This is a genomic window from Pseudoalteromonas arabiensis, from assembly GCF_001550155.1.
GTDB lineage: Bacteria > Pseudomonadota > Gammaproteobacteria > Enterobacterales > Alteromonadaceae > Pseudoalteromonas > Pseudoalteromonas arabiensis.
In genome coordinates this window covers 287,673-311,866 of the sequence record NZ_LRUF01000024.1, presented here as the reverse complement: position 1 = coordinate 311,866, position 24,194 = coordinate 287,673, and the positions used below count along the sequence as shown (strand labels likewise).

The window sequence follows — 24,194 nt, the reverse complement described above, 5'->3', positions numbered from 1 at the left end:
TAGGGTAATACGAATATTGCTTTACAACGATTAACTTATATTTGATCTAAAATAATGAATAAACAGAGCCCGTTAACGCTAACTACACAACTAAACCTTGAGAGCACAGGAGTCAGTCGCGTTGCGCAAAATTCATCAAACGAAGCGATACAAGCACTTGGTGAACAAACTCTAAGTGCCCGTAATATTGTTATTAGCAAACACTCGGTGCAAATGGATGTATTACTCGATGATTCGTGGCAAACGTTACGTTTATCTACCCAGCAAACGAATTACCAATTAGCTAAGTATGCATCAGCTAACGTTTCGTTGAATCATGATGGTAAGCAGCTTAGCATCACACCGACACCGGTTAGTCTGACATTAAGTAAAGCTCCTCAGTTGCAAGCTCTTTTAAACCTTTTAGCGCAAGGCGACAGTCAAACAACAGCAATACTTCCTGCGACAATTCCGAGCAATAAACCGACTTTAAGCATACCGACTTTAAAAGCCGAGTTTATGTTAAACAACACACTCAGCACACTTTTGAAATCAGAAGCACCTCTACAAGCAGTTATTTTACCTGCAACGACTAAACACGCTGAGTTTACATTAAATATTTTGAACCGTTATGGTGACTCGCTACATCAACAAACTGTTAGCCAGCAAAAAGTGGCAGAAATCTTAGCTAAATTAGCACCTGAACTCGCACTCAATTTATCTGCGAAGCAGCTACAGGTTACCATTGCAAACAAAGCAATGGCATCGATGAAACTGCAATTAAAAGATCTTCCCACGAATGAAAGTAAACAGTTACTAACTCAGCTACAGCAAAACGCTCAAGACATTAAACTAACCCCACAGGTAATACGTAATGGATTAAAGCTGGTAAGTAAACCTATCAATGAGCAGTTCATTTTAAAAAACTCTTTAACCGACACATTTCATCAATTACTTAAAGAGCAACCAAATAAAAGTACTGTTCTGTCATTGGCACAGCCTTTAAGCTCAACTAATTCTCCAATACGCTCTTGGTTAAAAGACAGTTTTGCTGATTTAAAAACACGTATAAGCGATGCAGTACGGTATTTTGAAAAACTGCCAGCAACTCAAAAACATACAGCAAATTTAAACTCGACTTTATTGAAAAGTACTTTATCTGTGGCAGAGCTTGGCTTTAATACAAAAAAAATAGATATTATTAAATTGGCTGAACTACAAGCTCCGTGGGCAAATACATCTTCAAAAGTACCGATGACCGCAGCGCAAGTCATGCTACCCACGCACTATAATAATTCGCCGCCGATGGTTCAGCTTTTTCAACAGGTAAAAGCAGGTTTAGCAGCACTCACTACAAATACCGAACTATTACAACACAGCAAAACTGCAACGAATAACAACAATGCTAATACAGCGTTTTTAGCATCTAATGAGCCAAATTTAGCGCGGCCCTTACAATTAATGCAGCCACTTGAGGCCAAGCTCGTTGCAACATTAATACCTCAAAGTGAGAGTAAGCAACTTATTAGTACCACTGTGCCTGTTCAATTAAGTGAAAAACTAAATCAGCTTAGCCAAAGTAATAACACGCCATCAATAGACTTAAACCGATTGGTGAATCAAGCATTCAACAGAATGATATCTGCTCAAAATACACTTCCAGTAACTATCGAGCGTGAGCTGTTGAGCATTTTAAGGCCTGCATCATTATCGCCACAGAACCTACAGGCTAGCTTTAATCAAGGACTTGAGCAGCTCGCAGTTACAACCCTCGCCGCGCCTATAATTAGTCAGTCCCCCACAGCAATAGGTTTTAACAACCAACATGGGCTTGATGCGCTATTGCAAGTATTAGTACCAAACTTTAAAGCCATCGACAGTAACAAAATGCTTGAGCAGTTACAGCAAACTAATCTCCAAACTCTTGCTAATGAAATTGGCCAATTGAAATCGAGCTTATCACAGGTACAAACAACCCCGATAAACCAGCAGCAAGACGCTAACCCTTTAGCGCAATTCTTTTTACCAATGAAATTACCGCCAGAAATTGGGCAAACTGAAATTAGCCTAGGTCATTATAAAAAACCAAGCAAAAATAAATTAGAAAATAAGGATGTATGGTTCGTGAGGCTTAACTTTGACTATGCTGAGCTTGGTCAGCTACAAGTCACTGCTGAAATAATGGATAAAGCCGTTGAATGTCAATTATTAGCATCATCACAAGATGTAACTGCATTAGCTCACCCACATTTAGAAACGTTACGCCACAAACTCGCCAGTCACGGTTTAAATATCGCTGAACTAAACTTAAAACAAGGTGTGCCCACACACCATGCATTTTACCAGTCTCATGCAATCATTAATGTAAAGGTTTAATATGAAAGATGACCGCAAACATAAATCCGCCATAGGGCTACTGTATGAGGTAGGCAATTCACCAAAAGTAACAACGAAAGGATTTGGCGAGCTTGCTGATGAAATAGTAAAACTGGCTGAAGAAAAAGGTATTTTAATTCATCAAGATGCTGATTTAGCAAAAACACTTGCACATCTTGAGTTAGGTGAAGAAATACCTAAGGAACTTTACTACGTAATCGCTGAGCTTATTGCTTTTTCATATGTGTTAAGAGGAAAATTTCCCCCTGGCTGGCAGGACTTTCAAGGAAAGCTGAACATTCAGGCTTAAATAAAGAGAAAAGGCGCTAATTAAGCGCCCTTTTGTTTATGTAATGACATGAGTAACTCAGCCTCAGCTCTGGGTAATTCACACTCGCGAATAATCTCCTCCAAGTCGGCACCAAGTTCTACCATTTTTACCGCACGCGAGTAAATTTTCGCATTGGGGTCATCATATTTTTGTGCATCTTGAAGTTGTTCAAGTTCTTGATTTTTATCTTCAACAGCAACCAATCTTTTGCCAATACTTAGCATGCCAGCTCGCATTTCAGCCACTTCACTGCGTAAAATACTCAACTGTTGCTGAGCATCTTGCACTTGTTGTTGCTTTGCTTTTAACGCCGTAGCGTGCTTGTTGTTATTAACAAAAATAAGCCCCAAACATACCAAAAATAGTAAGATTGAGGCTCCAAACAAAGAGTATAACAGCATATAAATTCTGAGCGTTTATAATGCGCTCAGCTCATCCCACTCTTCGTCATTTAAAAGTTTATTAAGATCAACCAAGATCAGTAACTCACCATCACGGTTTGATACACCTTGAATAAACTTAGCACTTTCTTCTGTGCCAATATTCGGCGCACTGTCAATTTCAGAGCTACGTAGATACACAACTTCAGCAACGCTATCAACCAAGATACCGATAACTTGCTTCTCCGCTTCAATAATGACAATTCGAGAATTATCCGTTACCTCAGCGCCCATTAAACCAAAACGTGCACGGGTGTCGATTACAGTCACAACATTACCACGCAGGTTAATAATTCCAAGCACATAAGAAGGCGCACCTGGAACAGGAGCAATCTCGGTATAGCGAAGTACTTCTTGTACTTGCATTACGTTAATGCCGTACGTTTCTTCTTCAAGTTTAAAGGTTACCCACTGTAACACTTCATCGTTGCTATCAGCATTTTTATTCGCTGACAGTAGTCTTTCTTCACTCATGCTATTACTCCGTAAAAATAGTTACTGCTCACGGCTGTCTAAGCCCTGCTCTAGCAATTGGTATAAATTTTCAACGTCAATCAAGGCGCACATTTTCTCTTTGATAACGCCAGCAAGCCAAGGCCGCTTGCCTGATTTTGCTCGCCATTTTACATCTTCTTCGCGAAGTGTAATATTATTTACGAGCTTCTCAGCCAATAATCCCCATTGGCTGTCACCTAAGGTGATTAAATATTGATAATCGAGTGACTGTTCTAATTTTTCATCATACTTTTCAGGCATCACCCAACGTGCTGTATCCACTACATTCAGTTTTTCATCACGATTTAGCATCACACCTTTAAACCACTTAGGTTTGCCAAATAACTGATTAACCTCTGTTAGTTGATGAATGCCCCCTAATGCTTTCAAAGGAACGGCTAAAGTTAAGCCTGCGACCTCAAAAAACAATGCTTGAAATTCACCATCAAAATAGTCTTCTTGTCGCTCAGACGAGGTTTTAGCAACAATCTCAGTCTGTTTTTGTTCGACTATATCTTTGATATTAGCTTGGTTCTCGGTTTTCTCAAGCTCTTTAATAGGTTCAACAACAGGTGTTTCTACTTTTTGCTCTACTTCTAGAGGTAATGGGTCACCTTTTGACTCATTTACTTGTTCGAGTAACTTAGCCACAGGTTCAAGGTTTTGCTGTTCTGGTTCTTCCTCACACAGTAATGCCCCCAAGTATTGGGTCATCACTTTTTCGTTGGCAAATAAGTGTTTGCTACTCATCTTTAACCTTGTGCAACTAAATAATCGAGTAATGCGCGATACGCAAATACCCCTCGTGATCGAGGACAAAACTGAATAGGTACTTGCTGTGCCAAACTTGCATCTCTAAACTTGGTATCAACGGGGATGACTCCCGACCACACTTTATCTTTGTAATTATCCTGAAGAGTTTTATAGGCTTCAAGGGATGCTTTAGTCCGTTTGTCGTACATTGTTGGTATAATCGTATACTGATATTGTTTAGATTGCGATGTTTGCATCAACTCCATAGTGCGCATCATACGATCAAGACCTTTGAGAGCCAAAAACTCTGTTTGTACTGGCACTAAAATACGTTCGCTGGCAGCTAAGGCATTAACCATTAATACACCTAATACAGGCGGACAGTCGATAATTGCATAGTCATAATGTTCGCTAATTTTTGCCAGCGCTTTTTTTAGTATAAGACCCATACCATTCTTATTGCCCATACTTCTATCGAGGGTCGCAATAGCCATGGTTGCAGGTAAAATATCAAGGTTTTCAAGTGTTGACGGGCAAAGTGCTTGTAAGATTTCTTCGCTGGCCATACTGTTGCCACGGGCAAAAATATCGTAGACGCTAATCTCTAACTCTTCTGAATCGATACCAAAATAATAAGTTAATGAAGCATGTGGATCGGTATCTATCAATAATACCCGTTTCCCTTGTAATGCAAGCGTGCCAGCAAGACTAACAGCGGTTGTGGTTTTCCCTACTCCGCCTTTCTGATTCGCTACTGTCCAAATTTTCACATCACACCTTGTTATTGTTCATTGCGCGTGGTAATTCGAATGCCACCGTGAGGTAATTGAATCACTTTAATCGTGTTGTCATTGCTTGGCAACTCAATTTCTGTACTCTCGTTTACACTGGGTTTAGCTTGTTCATTGGTAGCCTGCTGTGATTGTTCTGGTAAACCATATTTAGAAAGTGCCACAACAACTTTACGATTTTCTGCACGCCCTTGTTCTGTGTCATTACTGGAAAAGGGTGAATACTGACCATAGCCCTCAATGGCCATGCGAGCAGGGTTTATCCCCAACTCTTCAAGCTCAACCAATACTGATGTTGCGCGTGCGACTGACAGTTCCCAGTTAGATCGAAACATTTCATTACGAATACCTTCGTTATCGGTATAACCTCTTACACGAATGTAATTATCTACAGGAGCAATAATATCTTTAACTAATGCAACAACTTGTTTAGCACGTTGTTGAGCAACAGCACTGCCCGACGAAAACAACATGCCTGAACTCAATTCAATTATCAGCCAGTCTTGATTAAGCTCAAGGCTAGCCTCACCATTACGGATCTCATCAATTAAAGCAGATTGCAGTTTGCTAAGTAGACTATCTAGCGGTTTTCCTAAATGCTTTTTTTCGATATTACTGGTATCGGCTTGCCCATCAATTAACTTAGGCCCTTGCTCTTCTTTGAGGATACTTTCACCATATAAAACCTCGCTTTCAGGCGTGACACGGTCTGTTAAAATCCCCGTACCCTGTACCCCAGTTCCAGCCTGCTGATGAGTACGTGCTGATTTATCAAACACTTGCTCTAGTGAATCAGATAAAACTTGGAAATCTTCATTCTTGCTAATAGCGATTGCATACATCACCACAAAAAACGCAAACATAATGGTCATGTAATCGGCATAAGAAACAAGCCAACGCTCTGTATGTTGGCTTGTTTGAATTTTATGACGCATGCGACGGCGCATCATAAGAGTTACTCGCCAGCTAAGCTTGGACGCTCTACACGATACGCCTCAAGTTTGAGTTCAATATTTAATGGGCTCTCACCTTGGGCAATAGCAATAATTCCCTCTGCAAGTAACTCGTGGTACAGCATTTTTTGTTCAATTTGTTGCTTTAGTTTGTTTGCCATTGGTAAAAAGAGTAAGTTTGCTAAACCAACACCATAAATTGTCGCAATAAACGCTGTCGCGACCCCTGCTCCAAGCTTTTCAGGATCGGTTATAAATTGCATTGCTTGAATAAGCCCAAGTACCGCACCTAAGATACCAATGGTTGGACTGTATCCCCCCATGGCTTCATATACACGGCTCACTTCCATTAATCTTTCACGCTCGAGCATTAAGTCAATTTCAAGTGTATCCCTAAGCTTCGTTTCACCAGCTCCATCAACTAACATGCTTAGCCCCTTTACCGCATAGGGATCATCATGCGCTAAGGCCTCATTCTCAAGCGAAAGGTACCCCTCTTGGCGTGCCTTTTGAGACCAACGCTTCACCTGCTCAATCGCAGCATCAATATCGTGGTAAGGGGGGAAAAATACCCAATGGCTAATTTTTACTGTTTTAGAAAATACACTGCTTGGTGTTTGTAACATTACAGCGCCTAAGGTACCACCTAGCACGATAATCAGCGCTGGGCCATTAAATAGAGCGCTTACCACCCCACCTTCAAGTGCATAACCAAAAGCAATAGCGCTAACAGCGACGATTAAACCAAGAAACGACAGTTTATCCACACCCAGTCTCTCGTGTTAACCGTGCAGCAACGTCATTAAGCGCTAAGCTCTCACTTGCAAGGCCTGCATTAGCAACGGCTTGCGGCATACCATAAACAACACTGGTTTTTTCATCTTGCGCCCATATAGTCGCACCAGCTTGTTTTAGCATGCGGGCACCATCTCGACCATCAGCCCCCATACCAGTAAGCACAACCGCCAATACATCACCACCAAATGCTTTAGCAGTGCTTGCAAATGTTACATCCACACTCGGTTTGTATGTAATGCGAGGACTATCATCTTCAAAAACGCGTAACGTTCGAGAACTTCCACGTCCTTCTACCAGCATTTGCTGACCACCAGGTGCTAAATAAGCGGTACCTGGCATTAACCTGTCGCCTTGTTGCGCTTCTTTCACTTTAATTTTACACAGGCCATTTAGTCGCGCGGCAAAAGCAGGTGTAAATGCAGCAGGCATATGCTGAACAAGTAAAATAGGGTGCGGAAAATTAGCTGGCAGTTGAGTTAATATGGTTTGTAAAGCAACAGGGCCGCCTGTTGATGTACCAATTGCAACAACTTGGTACTGTTTGCCTGAAGCTCGCACATTGTTCGTCGGTGAAGCCGGCGCTGGTGCTGGGCGGCTGAAACTACGATCAGGCTGAACAATACCAGCGCTTCTGGTGCTTGTAGATGTTGTAGATGCTGTGCGAGGTGGCGGAGCAGGACGTGTAAAACGTGAAATGCGACGGCGACCAATTTCTTTTACTTTATTTTGTAAAAGTGCGATTGCATCTTCGTTATTTCGGGCAATATCTTCAAACTTTTTCGGTAAAAAGTCCAAAGCCCCCGCATCAAGCGCATCAAGTGTTGCTGTTGCACCATCACGAGTTAATGAAGAAAACATTAAAATAGGTGTTGGTGTAGCAGCCATGATCTCTTTAACGGCACTAATACCATCAAGAACGGGCATTTCAACATCCATAGTAATGACATCAGGTCTAAGCTCTTTTGCCTTATCAACAGCTTCTCGGCCATTCACGGCAAAGCCTACAACTTGGATATTACTATCTTGCTCTAAAATTTCGCTGACACGGCGGCGAAAAAAGCTCGAATCATCGACAACTAATACTTTGACTGCCATTGGCACTCTCTTGTTATGTGTTCAGTGTAAGTGCGCTGTATCCACGCGCACTTAAAATAGTGAGTTTAAATAATGCTAGCCAACGTAATGTTTTAGCATGCTTGGCACATCTAAAATAAGTGCAATCCCACCATCAGAGGTAATCGTCGCACCCGCCATGCCTGGTGTACCTTGTAATAAAGCATCAAGCGGCTTAATAACGACTTCTTCTTGACCTATCAACGAGTCAACAACAAAGCCTACCTGTTTCGTACCTATTTGAACAATAACAACATGTCCTTCGGCTTTGCGTTCTTGGCTATTTGCACCTTTCACTAACCAATGTTCGAGGTAAAAGAGTGGAATGGCTTTCTGGCGAACAATAATCGTCAGCTGCCCATCGACCACATTCGTCTTAGTTAGGTCAAGGTGAAAAATTTCACTAACACCTGCAAGTGGTAACGCAAATGTTTGTTCTCCAACAATAACCATTAATGTTGGAAGAATAGCCAATGTAAGCGGTACTTTAATTTCAAGTACAGTACCGACTCCGAGTTCTGACTGGATATTAACTGAGCCATTTAGTTGGGTGATCTTGGTTTTCACCACATCCATACCCACACCACGGCCCGAAATATCAGAAATCTCTTCTTTCGTTGAGAAGCCAGGAGCAAAAATTAAATTGTAGGCCTCTGTATCAGAGAGTCTGCTAGCTTGGTCATGGTCAATAACACCTTTACTGATTGCTATCTTTTTCAATTTCTCGGCGTCCATACCGGCACCATCATCACGGATGGTAAGTAAGATATGATCGCCTTCTTGTGATGCTGATAGCGTCACAGTCCCTGTACGAGGTTTACCTGCGGCCTCACGCACATCAGGCATTTCAATACCATGGTCAACTGAGTTACGAACCAAATGCACAAGTGGATCAGCAAGGGCTTCAACTAAGTTTTTATCTAAATCGGTATCTTCACCCACCAACAGCAGATTAATATCTTTTTTCAAGCTACGAGCTAAGTCACGAACAACGCGAGGGAAGCGGCCGAATACTTTCTTGATTGGCTGCATGCGTGTCTTCATCACAGCACCTTGTAAGTCTGCTGTGACAACATCTAAATTCGAGATAGCCTTACCCATAGATTCACTGTTGGTATTATTAGCAAGACTAACTAAACGGTTACGAACAAGCACCAGTTCACCAACCATGTTCATAATCTCGTCAAGACGTTTAGTATCAACACGTACCGTCGTTTCTGCCTGTGGTGCAGGTGCTTTTTTCGCAGCGGCACTTGGCTTAGGTTCTGCTTTAGCTGCAACAGGGGCTGGTTGAGCCGCTTTTGCTGGCGCAGGGGTTGCTGGTTTTGCTTGCGGCACTGGTTTACTAGGCTCAGCTTTAGCTACTTCTGGCGCTTTTGGCTCTGTAGGCTGTGCTGGTGATGAAGACTCTAGTGACTTAGGCGCTGTTCCTTTACCATGTAACTCATCCAGCAATGCTTCAAATTCATCATCACTAATTTCATCGTCACTCTCACTACCAGCAGGCGCTGATACTGTACTGACAGGCTTTTCAGTCGGCACTTGTTCTGGTGTGCTAGTTGATTTTACTTCACCAAAGCTACCTACTCCGTGCAGTTCATCTAATAAGCTATCAAATTCATCATCAGTGATATCATCACTATTATTACTTACTTTTTCTGCCTCTACGGCTGCTGGGCTTTGCCCTTTACCATGGAGTTCATCAAGTAAGCTTTCAAATTCGTCTTCAGTAATTTCATCAATATTTTGTGCTTCAGGCTGGGTATCAGCCAAACCACCATCAAACAACATATCAAATGCAAACGGGTCGTCTTCATCAACGTTATCCGTTGCCACATCAGCAGTTACTTCTGGGCTATCAATGATAGGCTCTTCAACAACGGGCTCTTCTGGTGCCGCACTGACACCCTCTGTAATTGATGTGTCTTCACCAGCAAGTTCTTCTGCGCTCGGTGGATGACTTAATTTGTGAAGGGCTTCAAGGAGGGCAGGATCCGCAGGCTCTGGTTGCTCACGGTTCTGGATGGTCGTAAACATCTCATTTATTGTATCGAGTGCCTGTAAAATAACATCCATTAATTCAGATGTAACAGTACGCCCGCCTTGTCGTAATAAATCAAAGACATTTTCGGCGCCATGACATGCATCAACAAGTTCTGTCATGCTTAAGAAGCCAGCCCCACCTTTTACGGTATGGAAGCCCCTAAAAATGGCATTTAATAAATCTTTATCTTCTGGGTTATTTTCCAGTTCGACTAATTGCTCTGACAAAAGCTCTAAGATTTCTCCAGCTTCAACTAGGAAATCCTGTAAAATATCTTCATCGACTTCAAAGCTCATGCAGCTACTCTCCTCTTAGAAGCCCAGACTTGATAATAGATCATCAACTTCATCTTGTCCTGAGACAACATCATCGCGAGACTCTTTATCAATAATTGGCCCTTCAGGACCTGCAAGCGTATCGCTTTGTGCAGGTGCTTGTTCTATGGCCTGTTTTTCTTGTTTTTGATGACCATCTTCTTGACTGCCAAACACAGTTAAAAGATTGATTAAACTGTCTTCTACTTCGCGTACTAATTCGATGACTCGGCGTATAACTTGCCCTGTTAAGTCTTGATAATCTTGTGCCATCAGCACATTCGTCATCAAGCCTTGTAACTCATCTGTTTTAGTTTGCGAGCTGTTCATAAACTTATCTAAGCTATGACATAGCGATTTAAATTCACCGAGCTCAATTTCTCGATTCATCAAACGATCCCACGTAGGTTTTATCGTCGCTATATCGTCTGCAAGTTGCTGAGCAATTGGCAAACTTGCTTCCACTGCATCCATGGTCTTATTAGCGGCGCTTTCTGTCATTTCCATGACATAATTTAAGCGCTGTTTAGCATCGGGTATTGCTTCCGTTGTTAAGCCAGTTAAACGCGTATCGAGATCAAAGTTTTTTAGCGCTTCATGAAGTTGTCGCGTTAATTTACCAATTTCTGCAAACAGCTCTGATTGTTCTTTTGATGCTGTGTCAAGTATTAGCTTATCCGCTTTTTCTTGTTCACCATTTTCAAGATACTCAACAAGTTGACGAGCTTGCTCTAAACTTATTTGAGGCGCAGCAAGTGCTGACATAAGCCTCTCCCCTTAGATTAACCTAAACGTTCAAACACTTTTTCCAATTTGGTTTTCAGTGTCGCAGCAGTGAATGGTTTAACGATATAACCATTTACACCCGCTTGAGCAGCAGCAACAATTTGTTCTTTTTTCGCTTCAGCTGTCACCATGAGCACTGGAATATGCTTTAGGCTGTCGTCGGCACGAATAGCTCTCAATAAATCAATACCTTGCATACCTGGCATGTTCCAATCGGTGACAACAAAATCAAATTCTTGATTTTGTAGCATTGGTAATGCTGTTGAACCATCATCAGCTTCCTGCACATTGGTGAAACCTAAATCCCTTAACAGGTTTTTAATGATACGTCTCATTGTAGAAAAATCATCAACAACAAGAATTTTCATGTTTTTATCCAAAACATCCTCCGGTGAGGTTTGAACCTATATTTACTTACTACTAATTAATCCAGTCATTGATTTTTGCTTTGAGCTTAATCATCGCCTGACCATGTATTTGACTCACACGCGATTCACTTACGTCGAGTATGTGCCCTATTTCTTTTAAATTCATTTCATCGTTGTAATACAAAGATAAAACAAGTGCATCTCTTTCCGGTAACGATTGAATAGCCGTTAATAGAGATTGGTTAAACCGTTCATTTTTAACGTTATTAAACGGTTTGTCTAGTGCTAAATCTTGCCCCATAGGTGTAATAACGTCTTCATCAACACCTAAATCCTCAATACCCAGAACTTTACTAGAATTTACATCATGTAAGATATGATGGTACTCATCGAGCGTAATATCAAGTTTTTCAGCAACTTCTGTATCTTTGGGTTCTCGATTTAAAGTACTTTCTAGTGCGGCTATGGTTTCAGCAACGAGGCGTGCATTTCGGTGAACAGAGCGAGGCGCCCAATCCCCGCGACGAATTTCATCAAGCATCGCACCGCGAATGCGTATACCAGCGAAGGTTTCAAAGCTCGCTCCTTTGCCTGCATCAAAGTTTTTTGATGCTTCTATAAGGCCAATCATGCCTGATTGAATTAAATCGTCTAATTGAACACTGGCGGGTAAACGAGCAATTAAATGGCATGCCACTTTTTTGACTAAAGAGGCATGCTTTTCGACAATCGCATTCAAATTGTTTGCTGATTGATATCCCATCGCTTTATTCACCGATGTTGTCATAGTTAGCCGTTTACTAGTTTTTCAATAAAAAATTCTAAATGACCGGATGGTTGATTCGGTATTGGCCACTTAACTGCTTTTGTTGCTAATGTTTTAAATGCGACTGCTGCTGGCGAACTAGGAAACAACTCAACAATCACTTTTTGGCGTCGAGTCGATTTACGCATATTTTCGTCATACGGTATTGTTGCAACTAATTCCATAGATACATCCAAGAAACGATCGGTTACTTTTGATAGTTTAGCAAACAATTCTTGGCCTTCACGCATACTGCGGACCATATTGGCAACAATTTTAAATTTATATACACCATGTTCACGGCTCAGTACTTTAATAAGTGCATAGGCGTCGGTTATGGAGGTAGGTTCATCACATACAACCACAACGACATCTTGTGCTGCACGTGAAAAGCTTAATACCATGTCGGAAATACCCGCGGCGGTATCAACAATTAAGATATCAAACTCTGTATTTAACTCGCTAAAAGCGCGGATAAGGCCGGCATGCTCAGAAGGGCTTAGTTCCACCATGCTCTGCGAACCAGAGGTTGCAGGGACTATTTTAATCCCCGCAGGGCCTTCAACAAGGATTTCATCTAGCTCACATTCGCCAGATAAAACATGAGATAAGTTACGTTCAACACGAAGGCCAAGCATGACGTCACAATTTGCCAATCCCAAATCGGCATCAAGTACTAATACTCGATTTCCTTGCTGACCGAGTGCAATAGCGGTATTTAGTGAAACATTGGTTTTACCCACACCACCTTTGCCACCAGTCACAGCGATAACTTTAACGCCACTATTATTATTTTGATTCATTTTGCGCAGGCCGCTTGCTTGATCTAATACTGTGTTAATCATACATCCCTACTGTGCTCGACGCTACTGCTTGACGTCGTGAATGTTGTGCTTTTGCTCGTTTTAAATACAATTGCTCAGCCTTTTTCACTAGTTTTTCGGCATTTGCAACACGAATATCCTCTGGAACTCGCTGACCATTAGTAAGATACCCTATCGGAAGACGATTTTGAATCGCTATGCTGATAATCTCACCTAAACTTAGCGATTCATCCAACTTAGTGAATATACAACCACTTAGTTGCACCTTTTTAAAGTGTCTTACGGTTTCTTGCAACACATTTATTTGTGCTGTAGCACTTAATACTAAGTAACTACGAATATCGACTCGCTGATTACGCATTAGTGTATTAAGCTGCTCAGTCAAGCGTAAATCACGTTGGCTCATTCCCGCTGTGTCTATTAATACTAGTCGCTTATTACGTAAATGGTATAGCACTTCAGCCAATTCATTTGCATCTTTTACTTGTTTAACACCACAGCCAATAATACGGCCATAGGTAGCAAGTTGTTCGTAGGCACCAATCCGGTATGTATCCGTCGTAATTAATGCAACTTTGTCGGCACCGTATTTTTGGGCTCCTAACGCAGCAAGCTTAGCAACGGTGGTTGTTTTACCAACCCCTGTAGGCCCAACAAGTGCAAACACGCCGCCTTGACGTAAGATTTCGTTATTGGTGGTGTGCATTTGGTTTTCAACCATTTGCAGGAGTGCTTGCCAAGCTTGTTGACGTGAAACATCGTCTGGAATAAAACACGCCATTTGCTCAGCAACATCACGCTCAATTCCCATCCCCGCTAAACGGTCAATCATACACGCACGAGTTGGATCACGACGTGCCATATCTTGCTGCATTAAGCCCGATACTTGATGTTCGAGTAATTGACGAATCGCATTCATTTCTTCACGCATTGTCGCCATTTCTGATTGGTTAGCAGGCGCAGAGTTTTTCTGTTCTACCGGTGAATCTAAATCATCAAAGCCTGCATCTAAGTCATCATCAAAACCTAGGCTATGGGCTTGCGTTTGCATGCGAGGTGCAGCTTGTTCTTGGTAGCGTGGCTTTTGAGCATACTCAGGTTGTTGCTGTTGAAAACTAGGCTCTTTAGGTTGATAGTGTTCGCTCGTATCGATACCAGATTGGCTAAACATAGATGCAAGCTCAGGCGAACGAGGGCGTGGGGCTTGGCGCTCAAGTAACGCTTGTAGGCTATCGGCAACTTGTGCTTGCGGCTCAGGTTTAGCACGCATTGGCTCAGGCTTAACAAAATTAGGCTGTGGCGCAGGTTTTGATTGCACTGCTACGGGCGCTGCTTCAGCTTTAGGGGCTGCCTTGTCATAATCTACAGCTGCAACAATTTCAACACCGTTAGCGAGCTTTTTATTTGACATAATAACCGCATCAACACCTAATTCATCTTTCACTTCTTTAAGTGCAGTGCGCATATCTTTAGCAAAAAAACGTTTAATTTTCATGGTTCAACCCCTTTACTATCCTATTGTTGGCCTACTGAGCTGACAATCTTAATCTGTCTTTCGTCTGGTACCTCTTGATAAGACATGACCCTTAAACCTGGAATCGTGTACTTAACAAAACGAGATAACACAGTACGTAACATTCCTGACGTTAACAGTATTGAAGGTTCACCGGCCATTTCTTGGTTTTGATGCGCTTCATTCAATGATTGCTGAAGTCGCTCTGCAAGGCTTGGTTCTATTCCGGCACCTTCGTCACCTGCATTTTGAAGTGACTGATGCAACATCTGTTCCAACTCAGGCGCCAAGGTTATGACAGGGATCTCAGAAGACATACCAACAGCGTCTTGAACGATAAGTCTACGCAGTGAAATTCGTACTGCAGCTGTTAGTACATCAGGGTCTTGGCTACGTGGGCCATATTCAACAAGGGTTTGAACAATCGAGCGCATATCGCGAATTGCCACCCCTTCATTAAGTAAATTTTGTAGTACTTTTACAACGGTTGTGAGTGGTAGAACGTCAGGCACCAAACCTTCAACAAGACGTGGGTGGCTCTTCGCTAGCATGTCTAATAAGTTTTGCACTTCTTCGTGACCAAGTAGCAAGGCTGCGCTGTTCGTTAGCAACTGACTGATGTGTGTAGCAACCACAGTCGCAGAATCAACAACCGTATAACCAAGAGATTGGGCTTCGTCTTTTTGATCTGGCTTGATCCATACTGCATCAAGGCCAAATGCAGGATCTTTTGTCTCAACACCTTTGATTGGGCCAAATACTTGACCTGGGTTAATTGCCAGCTCATCACCGTGCTTTAATTCACCTTCACCACTTGATACACCCATCATCGTGATGCGATAGGCATTTGGATCGAGCTCTAAGTTATCGCGAATATGCACAGGAGGTACTAAGAAACCAAGTTCTTGAGATAGCTTTTTACGCACGCCTTTAATGCGATTAAGTAGTTCTCCACCTTGTGATTGGTCCACAAGTGGAATTAAACGATAACCAACCTCTAGACCAATAACATCTACTTGCTGAACATCATCCCAGCCCAGCTCTTTTTGCTCTTGTTTATTAGCAACACCGGTGCCTGGTGCTCCGCCATTTGCTTCGATTTCTGCTTGCTCGGCTTCGGCTTTTGCTTTTTGTTTTTGCGTGAAATATGCAAGATAGCCAAGCAATGCACCTAAGCTTAAGAATGCGATATGCGGCATACCTGGCACTAAACCCATGGTGATTAGAATGCCCGATGCAATATATAAAGATTTTTCGTTACCTAACTGAGTTTTAAACTGCTCCCCCATGTTGTGCGACTCATTTTGACGCGTCACAACAATCGCCGTACCAATTGAAAGTAACAGTGATGGTAATTGCGCTACTAGGCCATCACCAATCGTTAGCAGAGTATAAACCTCCATCGCTCGACTAAAGCTTAAGTCGTGCTGGATCATACCAACAAATAAACCACCAACAATATTGATTACAAGTATCACGATACCGGCGATGGCATCGCCTTTAACGAACTTACTTGCACCGTCCATTGAACCGTAAAAATCAGCTTCACGGGTTACTTCATCACGGCGCTCACGCGCTTGTTCTGCACTGATAAAACCGGCATTTAAATCGGCGTCAATCGCCATTTGTTTACCTGGCATTGCATCTAGGGTGAAACGTGCTGACACTTCAGAAATACGGCCTGCACCTTTGGTGATAACAACAAAGTTAATGATAATAAGGATAAGGAAGACCACTAAACCTACGGCATAGTTACCACCTATCACCACCGAGCCAAATGCTTCGATAACCTTACCTGCTGCGTCACCACCGTTGTGACCTTCAAGTAGCACAACACGGGTACTGGCAACATTGAGTGCAAGGCGCATAATCGTGGCGATTAACAATACGGCTGGAAACATACCAAACTCAAGTGGCTTCATGGTATAAACCGTGACCAGAAGTACCACAAGTGCGAGCGCGATATTAAACGAAAAAAGAATATCTAAAAGAAAAGGTGGCAGTGGTAAAATCACCATACCTAGCGCAGCTAGCACTAGTAATGGTGTACCCACACCTTTAGCATACTCTTTTTTATCTTTATTAAGTTGTTGTAATACCGCTTTAAATTCCATAATTCAACAATTTCAAAAAATTGACACTACACGGAATTTGCAATAACTATTCCAAGTTACAAAGCGACTCGCTAATATTTATAATCATCAGGTATTGGCAGTTTTTTATTCAGAGGGATTGGGCGTTTACCACGGCCTTTTTTGAAGCGTTTTAGCTGAAATACATAGGCAAGTACTTGGGCAACCGCGGTGAACAGTTGATCGGGTATCTGCTGCCCAACTTCTGTCGTATGATAAAGCGCACGCGTCAGTACTGGCGACTCAACGATAGGGACATCATTACCCTTACCCACTTTACGAATCTGCATAGCAAGCTCATCAAGGCCTTTAGCAAGCACGATAGGCGCCCCTGCTTTTGCTGTGTCATATTTAATGGCAACAGAGTAGTGAGTCGGGTTGGTTACAATAACATCCGCATCAGGCACATCTTGCATCATCCGTCGTTGCGACATTTCTCGTTGCGTACGACGAATACGTGCTTTTATTTGTGGGTCACCTTCTGAGTTTTTATACTCATCTTTGACTTCTTGAAGCGTCATTTTTAGCTCTTTATGATGCTTATGACTTTGGTAAGGCGCATCGATAGCTGCAATAACAATTAAAGTACATGTCAGTCCTAAAAACATCCACGATAAAATCTCAAGGGAGTGGATAATATTACCAGGCGCACTTTCTATACTCAGATGCAGTATCTCATCGAAAAAGGTATTAATTAAAAACACTGCAAAACCAGCCACAACCGCAAATTTTAATAGCGACTTCACCAATTCAACCCCCGCTTGTGGGCCTAGCATACGTTTTATGCCTTTAGCTGGAGACATTTTGTTGGCTTTAGGCGCAGCGGCTTTCCAACTAAAATTAAAGCCCCCCAATAAGGTATTACCAATAAAAGCAGCAATAACGATGATAAAAACAAACATCGCCATAGGAAAGAGCAAGGCATCACCCACAACCCCCCAAACCGAGAACATTTTTGTGGTGTCATAGGTTTCATTACGATTTAAGCTAAGCAATCGCCCCATCACGTTATACAAACCTTTGCCAATTTCTGGCCCGTACAAAAGCAGCGAAATAGCAGAAAACATGAGAACAAACATTGTACCAAGCTCTTTCGAACGAGCTACTTGACCTTTTTTCTTCGCGTCTTCTATTTTTTTACTGGTGGGTTCTTCGGTTTTTTCTTGACCTGAATCTTCAGCCATAGTGCGCTCCTAAGGGGTACAACCAACAAGGCTACACATCAACTCAACCATTTTCAGCCACTGGAACTCGAACTGGGTCATAAAGTTACCCAGCGTCGCCCAAATGATCACAAGACCGGCCACTAAGGTGAACGGAAAACCAATTGAGAAAATATTAAGCTGTGGTGCTGCACGTGTCATCACCCCAAACGACATGTTAATGACTAGCATAGCAGTCAATGGCGCCAAGGCTAAAACGAGGGCTGTGGTGAACATCCAGCCACCCCAAGTGACGATATCCCAGTAATGGTCCACTGACCACCAGCTACCATCAATTGGTAAAACTTGAAAGCTGTGGATGACCATTTGAATCATCATCAAATGCCCATTGAACACAAAAAACAATAACGTTGCTAATATGAGATAAAATTGACCCACAGCAGGTACGCTTAAACCATTTGAAGGGTCAACGACTGACGCAAAACCAAGACCGGTTTGCATTGCCAATATTTGCCCTGCCAGCACAAAGGTATTGAGCAGCAAAACAGATGCAAAGCCAATAGCAACACCAATCAACATTTGTTGAATAACGACCAGTATCATTTCAAACGAAAACAAGTTAGTAAAACTCGTCGGAGGTAATACAGGCACGGCTACTAAGGTTATAACTACCGCCAAACCTAATTTTATACGTGCAGGAACGTTTTTTGCGCCCAAGCCCGCCATTATCATAATCATGGAGCTAATGCGCACCAGTGGTAGTAAGAAGTCACTTAACCACTGAATGACCACTGCAAATGGAAATTCCATTTACCCTGCAATCTCTGGAATTGATAACACTAAACCATTAAAGTAATCCATCAACTCTTGAGTAAACCAATGTCCACCAATTATTAATGCGCTAATTGTTATCAATAAACGCGGTAAAAAGCTTAACGTTTGCTCATTAATTGATGTAGCCGCTTGGAAAACAGCCACAACCAGTCCCACTAATAAACCAGGTACAACGATTGCCGAGACTAATTTAATCACTAAGAAAAGTGCGCCACTGAGAATATCAACAAAGATTTCTGGTTCCATCGTATCGCTCCTAGTTGCTATTGGTCACATTAAGCATCGCTAGACCCCTAGACCAAAGCTCTTTGCAAGGGTCCCCATCACAAGACTCCAACCATCGACTAAAACAAACAGCATAATTTTAAAGGGTAAAGATACAATCATTGGCGACAACATCATCATACCCATTGCCATGAGTACTGATGCAACCACCAAATCGACGATGAGAAACGGTATAAAGAACATAAAACCGATAATAAATGCGGTTTGTAGTTCACTTGTTACAAACGCAGGAATAAGCACGATTAGCGGGGTGTCTTCTGGAGAGTCAAGCTTATCGTGACCTGCTATCTTTGCAAAAGTCTCAAGATCTTTAATACGTACTTGGGAAAGCATAAACGCTTTCATAGGCTCTTTTGCAAGCTCTAATGCCTGTACTGACGTCACTTGCTCATTCAAATATGGCTCGATTGCCCGCTCATTTACCTGCTGATAAATCGGTGCCATGATGAAAATGCTCAAAAATAGCGACATACCAAGTAATATTTGATTAGAGGGTGTTTGTTGTAAACCGATTGCTTGACGCAAAATAGCGAGCACAACAATGATGCGAGTAAATGAGGTCATCATAATAACTGCGGCAGGAATGAAGCTCAGCGCAGTCATAATTGCAAGGACTTGTAAGGTTACAGAGTAATCTTGCGAGCCATCTGGATTCGTTGTAATGGTGAGTGCTTCGATACCCTCAGCATGAACAGAAGGTAAAAACAGTACACTTGCTAAAATAAGTAGCCACTTGATCATAGCGTTAGTTCTTTTTATTTAGAGATGATTGAGTGTTAAGTAAACTGCCAAATCGTTTTGCTAGTTCAGGCAATTCCTTTTCTTTGAGCGGTGTTTCAAGCTTATGTAGGTAATTTATACTATGAGGCGTCACACCAATTAAGTGCTGGCTGTTATCTATCTCTACCACCATTAGACGCTCTCGCGAACCAAGCGGTAAACTACGAATCACCTTAAACTCATCACTGTTGGTTAGATTAGGGTTAAGTTTTTTGACAAAAAAGGCAAGTACAACAATAACCACAAGTACTAAAAATAGCGACATCACCATAGACAGAATATCTGCCGTCGGTGATGCTGTAGGCATTGCAGTACTGGTTACACTTGTTAGTGCTGCTAAAGTAATCATCGTAGTTTTTTAATTCGCTCAACTTGGCTAATTACATCTGTAAGACGAATACCAAATTTATCATTAACAACGACCACCTCACCGTGCGCTATCAAGGTGCCATTCACTAACACATCAAGAGGTTCACCGGCAACACGGTCTAACTCAACAACTGAACCTTGGTTGAGTTGTAGTAAGTTACGGATATTTATTTTAGAGCGCCCTACTTCCATAGAAATAGTAACCGGAATATCTAAAATAGTATCAAGCTTGCGTTTTTCTTCGCCAGACAGTTCATGCTTTTCATCTTTAAGCTCATCAAGTTCCGCGACAGCAGCTTCACCTGTGCCATTTTCGGCTTCCTCAGCTTCGGCTAATGCCGCAGCCCATTCGTCCATTGTATCTTGATCATCACTCATTATATTTAACCTTATAAATCGACTACCAGTCTAAATCAACACCTTCAGATAGGTGCAAATCATCTTCTAGTTCTGCTAATTCTGCATCTGAATCAAGTTTTTTACCACCTTTTGTAAACACATGTAGTTCCGACTTAACTGATTCAGGACGTTTAATTTTTTCGCTGATTTGAAGTGCCACATTATCCCTTGAGCGACCCATTTTCGCCCTAAAGGTTGGCAACTCTTCAATAAACACTGTGATATGTTCCGGCATTTCAACCGGTATAATATCGCCTGCTTTAAGCTCCATTATTTGTTCAAGTGATAAATCGACTTCAAGTAGTTGGGTCGATAAATCAACTTCAACATCCATGATTTCATCACGTAATGCTTTACTCCAACGTAAATCTGTATCTTCAGTATCAGATTGTACACCGGCATCAAGTAGCTCACGAATCGGCTCAAGCATTGAGTAAGGCAGTGCAATATGAAAATCACCGCCACCACCGTCTAGCTCAATATGAAATGAGCTAATTACCACAACCTCTGTTGGGCTCACGATGTTTGCCATTGCGGGATTAACTTCAGAGTCAAGATATTCAAATGACACATCCATAACAGGTGCCCATGCTTCTTTATAATCTTCGAAGATTATTTTAAGTAGCATTTGTACGATACGACGTTCAGTAGGGGTAAATTCACGGCCCTCTATTTTGGCATGATAACGCCCATCTCCACCAAAAAAGTTATCTACCAAAATAAACACTAAGCGTGCTTCCATGGTAATTAACCCCGTTCCCTTGAGGGGACGAAAACGCACCATATTCAAACTTGTCGGTACAAACAAAGTATGGATGTATTCGCCAAACTTGATCATTTGCACGCCGTTGATAGACACTTCGGCGGTACGGCGCATCATGTTAAATAAGCTGATCCGCATATGCCTTGCAAAGCGCTCGTTGACGATTTCCAAGGTCGGCATACGACCACGGACAATACGATCTTGTGATGAAAAGTCATACTGAAGCGTACTACTGTCCGAATCACCACTTTCGCCAATATCTTCCTCTTCGACTTCATCGACACCATGTAATAGCGCATCAATTTCGTCTTGGGATAGTAAATCGCTCACGCTGACCCCTTATTGCATCACAAAGCCGGTAAACAATACCCGCTCAATCACTTTACTGCCCTCAACATCGTTTAATGCAGATTGAACTTTTTCAAGTGCAGCTACTCGCACCGTTTCTTTCCCTTCGCTAGTACCCAACTCGTCGGCGGTTGTGGTAGAAAGTACACTTAATAAAGTGCTCTCAATCAAAGGAATGTGCTTTTTAGCTGTTTCTTCATTGACTTCGCCGCGCACTAAAAGCTGCACTTTTATTTGCACTATACGATCTCGACTAGCACCAGGTACATTGAACACAAATGGACGTGGCATCGCGACATAGAGCGCAGAGCCCACTTCTGCAGAGCTTGAAGGTGCTGCAGCATTATTTGCTACGGTTGTTTCATCGGCAAGTGACTCAGCGGGCGCATCATCACCCGAAAATAGAAAATAACCTGCGCCAGCTGCCACCACAATAGCAACGACGGCTATAATGATGATCAACTTTTTCTTACTTTTACCGGTATCTTCTATTTCTAAATTTACATCTTCAGCCATTATCACTTCCTTCACGATTACAGCATATTATTTAAGCAGTACATACTGTAACTAATTTATTTCTTATAATAGCAGGACTTAAGCATAGTAATCTATTGATGATGAAGATTGTTGTCGAGAAGTTTCGACATTTGTTGCAGCAGTGCTAGTCTGACTTTCTTCTTCATGTTGATTACCCGCTAGATTCCCTTGCCCTTGTTGTGGGTCTTGCTGCGCTCCAGATTCACCTTGTTGAATACTACTTTCACCAAGCTCAATACCTTGCTGCGCCAACATTTCGCGCAGGCGTGGCATTGATTGCTCAAGCGCTTCTTTCGCTTGCTGGTTTTGAACCACAAAGTTAATTTGTGCTTGCTCTGCATCACTGCGAATACGAATGTGCATACTGCCCATTTCCGGTGGGTCGAGGCGAATTTCTGCTTCTTTATTATTGATATTTAATAGTGCACTGACTCGCTCTTGCAACATTTTAGCAGCGTCACTTTTTACAATATTTATCGCTTGCATGACGCCTGAGTCAACACTCACCGTTTTACTGCTCGTCTGTTGTACCGATTGTGTTTGTATATTTTGTAGCTCAAGTGCTTGTTCGTGCTGCTGCGCTGCAAGTTCATAGGCACTGGTTTGTGCTGTCGTTGTCTGTGTTGCTAATTGATTGAATAATTGCACAACACGTGCAGATGCAGGCTCTTTAGCTGCTTCCTTCACAGCTAAGATCTCAGCTTCACTTAGTGGTTCAGCCTCTGCAGTCATATCAACAGATGGCTTAGCTGATGCCAGTTCTGAACGCGAAGTGCTGTCTTTATTTGACTGCACCGCCGCATAGCTTGTGGTGGCGGCGCTCTTATCTGAATGATTTACAGCCTCAGTTAGACGTGCTTGCACTGCGGATAACTTGTTATATTGCTCAGAATCTTCAGGCAATGTGTGTAACTGCTCATTCACTTTATTCAATAAAACTTGTTGCTCACTTTTAGTCAGTGCGCTTATTTGTTTTTCTATTGATTGAGGTAATTTACTAGTCGTATCTTTACTTTCATTTGCAAGTACTTGCTCATTGTTTTGTAAAGCATTGTCACGCTTAACTGGGTTATTACTAGAGTGAGTGTTCAATACTTCACTAAGCAGTGATTTAATCGCTTTGATATCACTGTTTTTGAGTTCGCCGCTCGCTTTTAATTCAGCTACTTGCTGCTCCAACTTGGCTTGTTGTTCTGGTGATAAAGCAAGCTCTTTAGCTAATTGACTGACGGCTTGACCATCTCCTTTTTGTAGCTGAGCGAGTAAACGGACTGTTTGTTCATCACTAATGTTCGCAGCTTTCGTTAATTCTGCTGCCACTTTTGGCTCACTTTGCATAGCAACTTTTAACTCATCAGTGTTAAGTTGCTTATCTATTACCGTATCACTTTGAGCTGCAACTTTACCCACCACCGGTTCAACTTTATCTTTTGGCGGTAAATTAGCGGCGTTCAATTCGTTATTAACAGCTGTCGCGACTTTTGATTTTTCGATTAAGCTGGCAACAGAAGTCGTGTCTTTTACTGGCGTTCCATCAGGTTTAGCAATTTGTGTATTAGCAGCACTCGCTGGCTGCTCAGCTTCTGCGTTATTGATGACGTTAACGTGGGTACTCATCGCTTGCGATGCATTAATTTGCGATAATAATGTGTTGTTTTCGCTTTTTGGCTCATCTTCGGCTGTTTCTGACGGCTTTGAATCATCCACTTGTTTGACAGGTTCACTTTGACGATCCTTACTGGTGGTTTCATTTGCCGCATCATGAGCTTGTGTAAGCGTTGATAAAAAGCTTACATCTGATGATTGCTCTGAAGAATCTGTTTCTTTACTTGAAAAACCAGTACCTTGCTCTGTTTTTACTTGCAAATTAATTTCACTGATCGCCATAATTCACCTGAGTA

Annotated in this window: 25 protein-coding genes; 2 read left to right on the top strand and 23 right to left on the bottom strand. The window is 42.1% G+C overall.

Annotation, left to right across the window (positions count from 1 at the left end):
• The first annotated feature begins 54 nt into the window (after positions 1 to 54).
• Positions 55 to 2,355, top strand: coding sequence for a flagellar hook-length control protein FliK (gene fliK / locus PAARA_RS14605; RefSeq protein ID WP_062569750.1), 2,301 nt, complete (start codon positions 55 to 57; stop codon positions 2,353 to 2,355).
• Position 2,356: 1 nt separating this feature from the next.
• A complete protein-coding gene (locus PAARA_RS14600; RefSeq protein ID WP_062569749.1) occupies positions 2,357 to 2,665 on the top strand; it encodes an EscU/YscU/HrcU family type III secretion system export apparatus switch protein in 309 nt (102 codons plus the stop codon).
• A gap of 20 nt (positions 2,666 to 2,685) precedes the next feature.
• On the opposite strand, the gene PAARA_RS14595 is transcribed toward PAARA_RS14600, so the two are convergent.
• From PAARA_RS14595 to PAARA_RS14485, 23 genes are all read right to left on the bottom strand, one after another.
• Positions 2,686 to 3,087, bottom strand: a complete 402-nt coding sequence (locus PAARA_RS14595; protein WP_062569748.1) for a DUF2802 domain-containing protein — start codon at positions 3,085 to 3,087, stop codon at positions 2,686 to 2,688.
• A 15-nt stretch (positions 3,088 to 3,102) separates the two neighbouring features.
• Positions 3,103 to 3,600, bottom strand: a complete 498-nt coding sequence (locus PAARA_RS14590) for a chemotaxis protein CheW (protein WP_058586379.1) — start codon at positions 3,598 to 3,600, stop codon at positions 3,103 to 3,105.
• 21 nt (positions 3,601 to 3,621) lie between these two features.
• Positions 3,622 to 4,371 (bottom strand): chemotaxis protein CheW, encoded by a 750-nt coding sequence (locus tag PAARA_RS14585; protein ID WP_062569747.1) that lies wholly within the window; start codon positions 4,369 to 4,371, stop codon positions 3,622 to 3,624.
• A 2-nt stretch (positions 4,372 to 4,373) separates the two neighbouring features.
• Positions 4,374 to 5,144 carry a ParA family protein gene (locus PAARA_RS14580; protein ID WP_062569746.1) on the bottom strand — a complete coding sequence of 257 codons (771 nt, stop codon included), beginning with the start codon at positions 5,142 to 5,144 and terminating at the stop codon, positions 4,374 to 4,376.
• Positions 5,145 to 5,155: 11 nt separating this feature from the next.
• Positions 5,156 to 6,115, bottom strand: a complete 960-nt coding sequence (locus PAARA_RS14575) for a flagellar motor protein MotB (protein ID WP_062569745.1) — start codon at positions 6,113 to 6,115, stop codon at positions 5,156 to 5,158.
• A 5-nt stretch (positions 6,116 to 6,120) separates the two neighbouring features.
• The gene (locus tag PAARA_RS14570) at positions 6,121 to 6,885 is read right to left on the bottom strand and encodes a flagellar motor protein (RefSeq protein ID WP_062569744.1); all 765 of its coding nucleotides are present in this window, start codon (positions 6,883 to 6,885) and stop codon (positions 6,121 to 6,123) included.
• Positions 6,878 to 8,011, bottom strand: a complete 1,134-nt coding sequence (locus PAARA_RS14565; protein WP_062569743.1) for a protein-glutamate methylesterase/protein-glutamine glutaminase — start codon at positions 8,009 to 8,011, stop codon at positions 6,878 to 6,880. The genes PAARA_RS14570 and PAARA_RS14565 overlap by 8 nt, the downstream gene beginning before the upstream one ends.
• A 75-nt stretch (positions 8,012 to 8,086) precedes the next feature.
• Positions 8,087 to 10,369 carry a chemotaxis protein CheA gene (locus tag PAARA_RS14560; RefSeq protein WP_062569742.1) on the bottom strand — a complete coding sequence of 761 codons (2,283 nt, stop codon included), beginning with the start codon at positions 10,367 to 10,369 and terminating at the stop codon, positions 8,087 to 8,089.
• A 15-nt stretch (positions 10,370 to 10,384) separates the two neighbouring features.
• Positions 10,385 to 11,152, bottom strand: coding sequence for a protein phosphatase CheZ (locus tag PAARA_RS14555; RefSeq protein ID WP_062569741.1), 768 nt, complete (start codon positions 11,150 to 11,152; stop codon positions 10,385 to 10,387).
• Positions 11,153 to 11,169: 17 nt separating this feature from the next.
• Entirely contained in the window at positions 11,170 to 11,553 is a 384-nt protein-coding gene (gene cheY / locus PAARA_RS14550; protein WP_016708035.1) for a chemotaxis response regulator CheY, read from the bottom strand.
• A 40-nt stretch (positions 11,554 to 11,593) separates the two neighbouring features.
• Entirely contained in the window at positions 11,594 to 12,304 is a 711-nt protein-coding gene (locus PAARA_RS14545; RefSeq protein ID WP_062570035.1) for an RNA polymerase sigma factor FliA, read from the bottom strand.
• 26 nt (positions 12,305 to 12,330) lie between these two features.
• Positions 12,331 to 13,191, bottom strand: a complete 861-nt coding sequence (locus PAARA_RS14540; RefSeq protein WP_062569740.1) for a MinD/ParA family ATP-binding protein — start codon at positions 13,189 to 13,191, stop codon at positions 12,331 to 12,333.
• A complete protein-coding gene (gene flhF, locus PAARA_RS14535) occupies positions 13,184 to 14,665 on the bottom strand; it encodes a flagellar biosynthesis GTPase FlhF (RefSeq protein ID WP_062569739.1) in 1,482 nt (493 codons plus the stop codon). The genes PAARA_RS14540 and flhF overlap by 8 nt, the downstream gene beginning before the upstream one ends.
• A gap of 20 nt (positions 14,666 to 14,685) precedes the next feature.
• Positions 14,686 to 16,797, bottom strand: coding sequence for a flagellar biosynthesis protein FlhA (gene flhA / locus PAARA_RS14530; RefSeq protein ID WP_062569738.1), 2,112 nt, complete (start codon positions 16,795 to 16,797; stop codon positions 14,686 to 14,688).
• Between the two features lie 71 nt (positions 16,798 to 16,868).
• Positions 16,869 to 17,999 (bottom strand): flagellar biosynthesis protein FlhB, encoded by a 1,131-nt coding sequence (gene flhB, locus PAARA_RS14525; RefSeq protein WP_062569737.1) that lies wholly within the window; start codon positions 17,997 to 17,999, stop codon positions 16,869 to 16,871.
• Between the two features lie 9 nt (positions 18,000 to 18,008).
• On the bottom strand, positions 18,009 to 18,788 hold the full coding sequence (fliR, locus tag PAARA_RS14520; protein ID WP_062569736.1) for a flagellar biosynthetic protein FliR: 780 nt from the start codon (positions 18,786 to 18,788) through the stop codon (positions 18,009 to 18,011).
• On the bottom strand, positions 18,789 to 19,058 hold the full coding sequence (gene fliQ, locus PAARA_RS14515; RefSeq protein ID WP_062569735.1) for a flagellar biosynthesis protein FliQ: 270 nt from the start codon (positions 19,056 to 19,058) through the stop codon (positions 18,789 to 18,791).
• A 39-nt stretch (positions 19,059 to 19,097) separates the two neighbouring features.
• Positions 19,098 to 19,838 carry a flagellar type III secretion system pore protein FliP gene (gene fliP, locus PAARA_RS14510; RefSeq protein ID WP_062569734.1) on the bottom strand — a complete coding sequence of 247 codons (741 nt, stop codon included), beginning with the start codon at positions 19,836 to 19,838 and terminating at the stop codon, positions 19,098 to 19,100.
• Between the two features lie 4 nt (positions 19,839 to 19,842).
• Positions 19,843 to 20,226: a flagellar biosynthetic protein FliO gene (gene fliO, locus PAARA_RS14505; RefSeq protein ID WP_062569733.1), complete on the bottom strand. Its 384-nt coding sequence runs from the start codon at positions 20,224 to 20,226 to the stop codon at positions 19,843 to 19,845.
• Positions 20,223 to 20,624 carry a flagellar motor switch protein FliN gene (gene fliN, locus PAARA_RS14500; RefSeq protein WP_062569732.1) on the bottom strand — a complete coding sequence of 134 codons (402 nt, stop codon included), beginning with the start codon at positions 20,622 to 20,624 and terminating at the stop codon, positions 20,223 to 20,225. The genes fliO and fliN overlap by 4 nt, the downstream gene beginning before the upstream one ends.
• 22 nt (positions 20,625 to 20,646) lie before the next feature.
• Positions 20,647 to 21,738 (bottom strand): flagellar motor switch protein FliM, encoded by a 1,092-nt coding sequence (fliM, locus tag PAARA_RS14495; protein ID WP_062569731.1) that lies wholly within the window; start codon positions 21,736 to 21,738, stop codon positions 20,647 to 20,649.
• 9 nt (positions 21,739 to 21,747) lie between these two features.
• Positions 21,748 to 22,272 (bottom strand): flagellar basal body-associated protein FliL, encoded by a 525-nt coding sequence (fliL, locus tag PAARA_RS14490; protein WP_062569730.1) that lies wholly within the window; start codon positions 22,270 to 22,272, stop codon positions 21,748 to 21,750.
• A 78-nt stretch (positions 22,273 to 22,350) separates the two neighbouring features.
• On the bottom strand, positions 22,351 to 24,180 hold the full coding sequence (locus tag PAARA_RS14485; protein ID WP_062569729.1) for a flagellar hook-length control protein FliK: 1,830 nt from the start codon (positions 24,178 to 24,180) through the stop codon (positions 22,351 to 22,353).
• Between the last annotated feature and the right edge of the window lie 14 nt (positions 24,181 to 24,194).

Bases quoted from the DNA above. Each gene is read 5' to 3' on its own strand.
- fliK (WP_062569750.1), top strand. From the start codon at position 55: ATGAATAAACAGAGCCCGTTAACGCTAACTACACAACTAAACCTTGAG.
- PAARA_RS14600 (WP_062569749.1), top strand. From the start codon at position 2,357: ATGAAAGATGACCGCAAACATAAATCCGCCATAGGGCTACTGTATGAG.
- PAARA_RS14595 (WP_062569748.1), bottom strand. From the start codon at position 3,087: ATGCTGTTATACTCTTTGTTTGGAGCCTCAATCTTACTATTTTTGGTA.
- PAARA_RS14590 (WP_058586379.1), bottom strand. From the start codon at position 3,600: ATGAGTGAAGAAAGACTACTGTCAGCGAATAAAAATGCTGATAGCAAC.
- PAARA_RS14585 (WP_062569747.1), bottom strand. From the start codon at position 4,371: ATGAGTAGCAAACACTTATTTGCCAACGAAAAAGTGATGACCCAATAC.
- PAARA_RS14575 (WP_062569745.1), bottom strand. From the start codon at position 6,115: ATGATGCGCCGTCGCATGCGTCATAAAATTCAAACAAGCCAACATACA.
- PAARA_RS14565 (WP_062569743.1), bottom strand. From the start codon at position 8,011: ATGGCAGTCAAAGTATTAGTTGTCGATGATTCGAGCTTTTTTCGCCGC.
- PAARA_RS14560 (WP_062569742.1), bottom strand. From the start codon at position 10,369: ATGAGCTTTGAAGTCGATGAAGATATTTTACAGGATTTCCTAGTTGAA.
- PAARA_RS14555 (WP_062569741.1), bottom strand. From the start codon at position 11,152: ATGTCAGCACTTGCTGCGCCTCAAATAAGTTTAGAGCAAGCTCGTCAA.
- PAARA_RS14545 (WP_062570035.1), bottom strand. From the start codon at position 12,304: ATGGGATATCAATCAGCAAACAATTTGAATGCGATTGTCGAAAAGCAT.
- PAARA_RS14540 (WP_062569740.1), bottom strand. From the start codon at position 13,191: ATGATTAACACAGTATTAGATCAAGCAAGCGGCCTGCGCAAAATGAAT.
- flhF (WP_062569739.1), bottom strand. From the start codon at position 14,665: ATGAAAATTAAACGTTTTTTTGCTAAAGATATGCGCACTGCACTTAAA.
- flhA (WP_062569738.1), bottom strand. From the start codon at position 16,797: ATGGAATTTAAAGCGGTATTACAACAACTTAATAAAGATAAAAAAGAG.
- flhB (WP_062569737.1), bottom strand. From the start codon at position 17,999: ATGGCTGAAGATTCAGGTCAAGAAAAAACCGAAGAACCCACCAGTAAA.
- fliR (WP_062569736.1), bottom strand. From the start codon at position 18,788: ATGGAATTTCCATTTGCAGTGGTCATTCAGTGGTTAAGTGACTTCTTA.
- fliQ (WP_062569735.1), bottom strand. From the start codon at position 19,058: ATGGAACCAGAAATCTTTGTTGATATTCTCAGTGGCGCACTTTTCTTA.
- fliP (WP_062569734.1), bottom strand. From the start codon at position 19,838: ATGATCAAGTGGCTACTTATTTTAGCAAGTGTACTGTTTTTACCTTCT.
- fliO (WP_062569733.1), bottom strand. From the start codon at position 20,226: ATGATTACTTTAGCAGCACTAACAAGTGTAACCAGTACTGCAATGCCT.
- fliN (WP_062569732.1), bottom strand. From the start codon at position 20,624: ATGAGTGATGATCAAGATACAATGGACGAATGGGCTGCGGCATTAGCC.
- fliL (WP_062569730.1), bottom strand. From the start codon at position 22,272: ATGGCTGAAGATGTAAATTTAGAAATAGAAGATACCGGTAAAAGTAAG.
- PAARA_RS14485 (WP_062569729.1), bottom strand. From the start codon at position 24,180: ATGGCGATCAGTGAAATTAATTTGCAAGTAAAAACAGAGCAAGGTACT.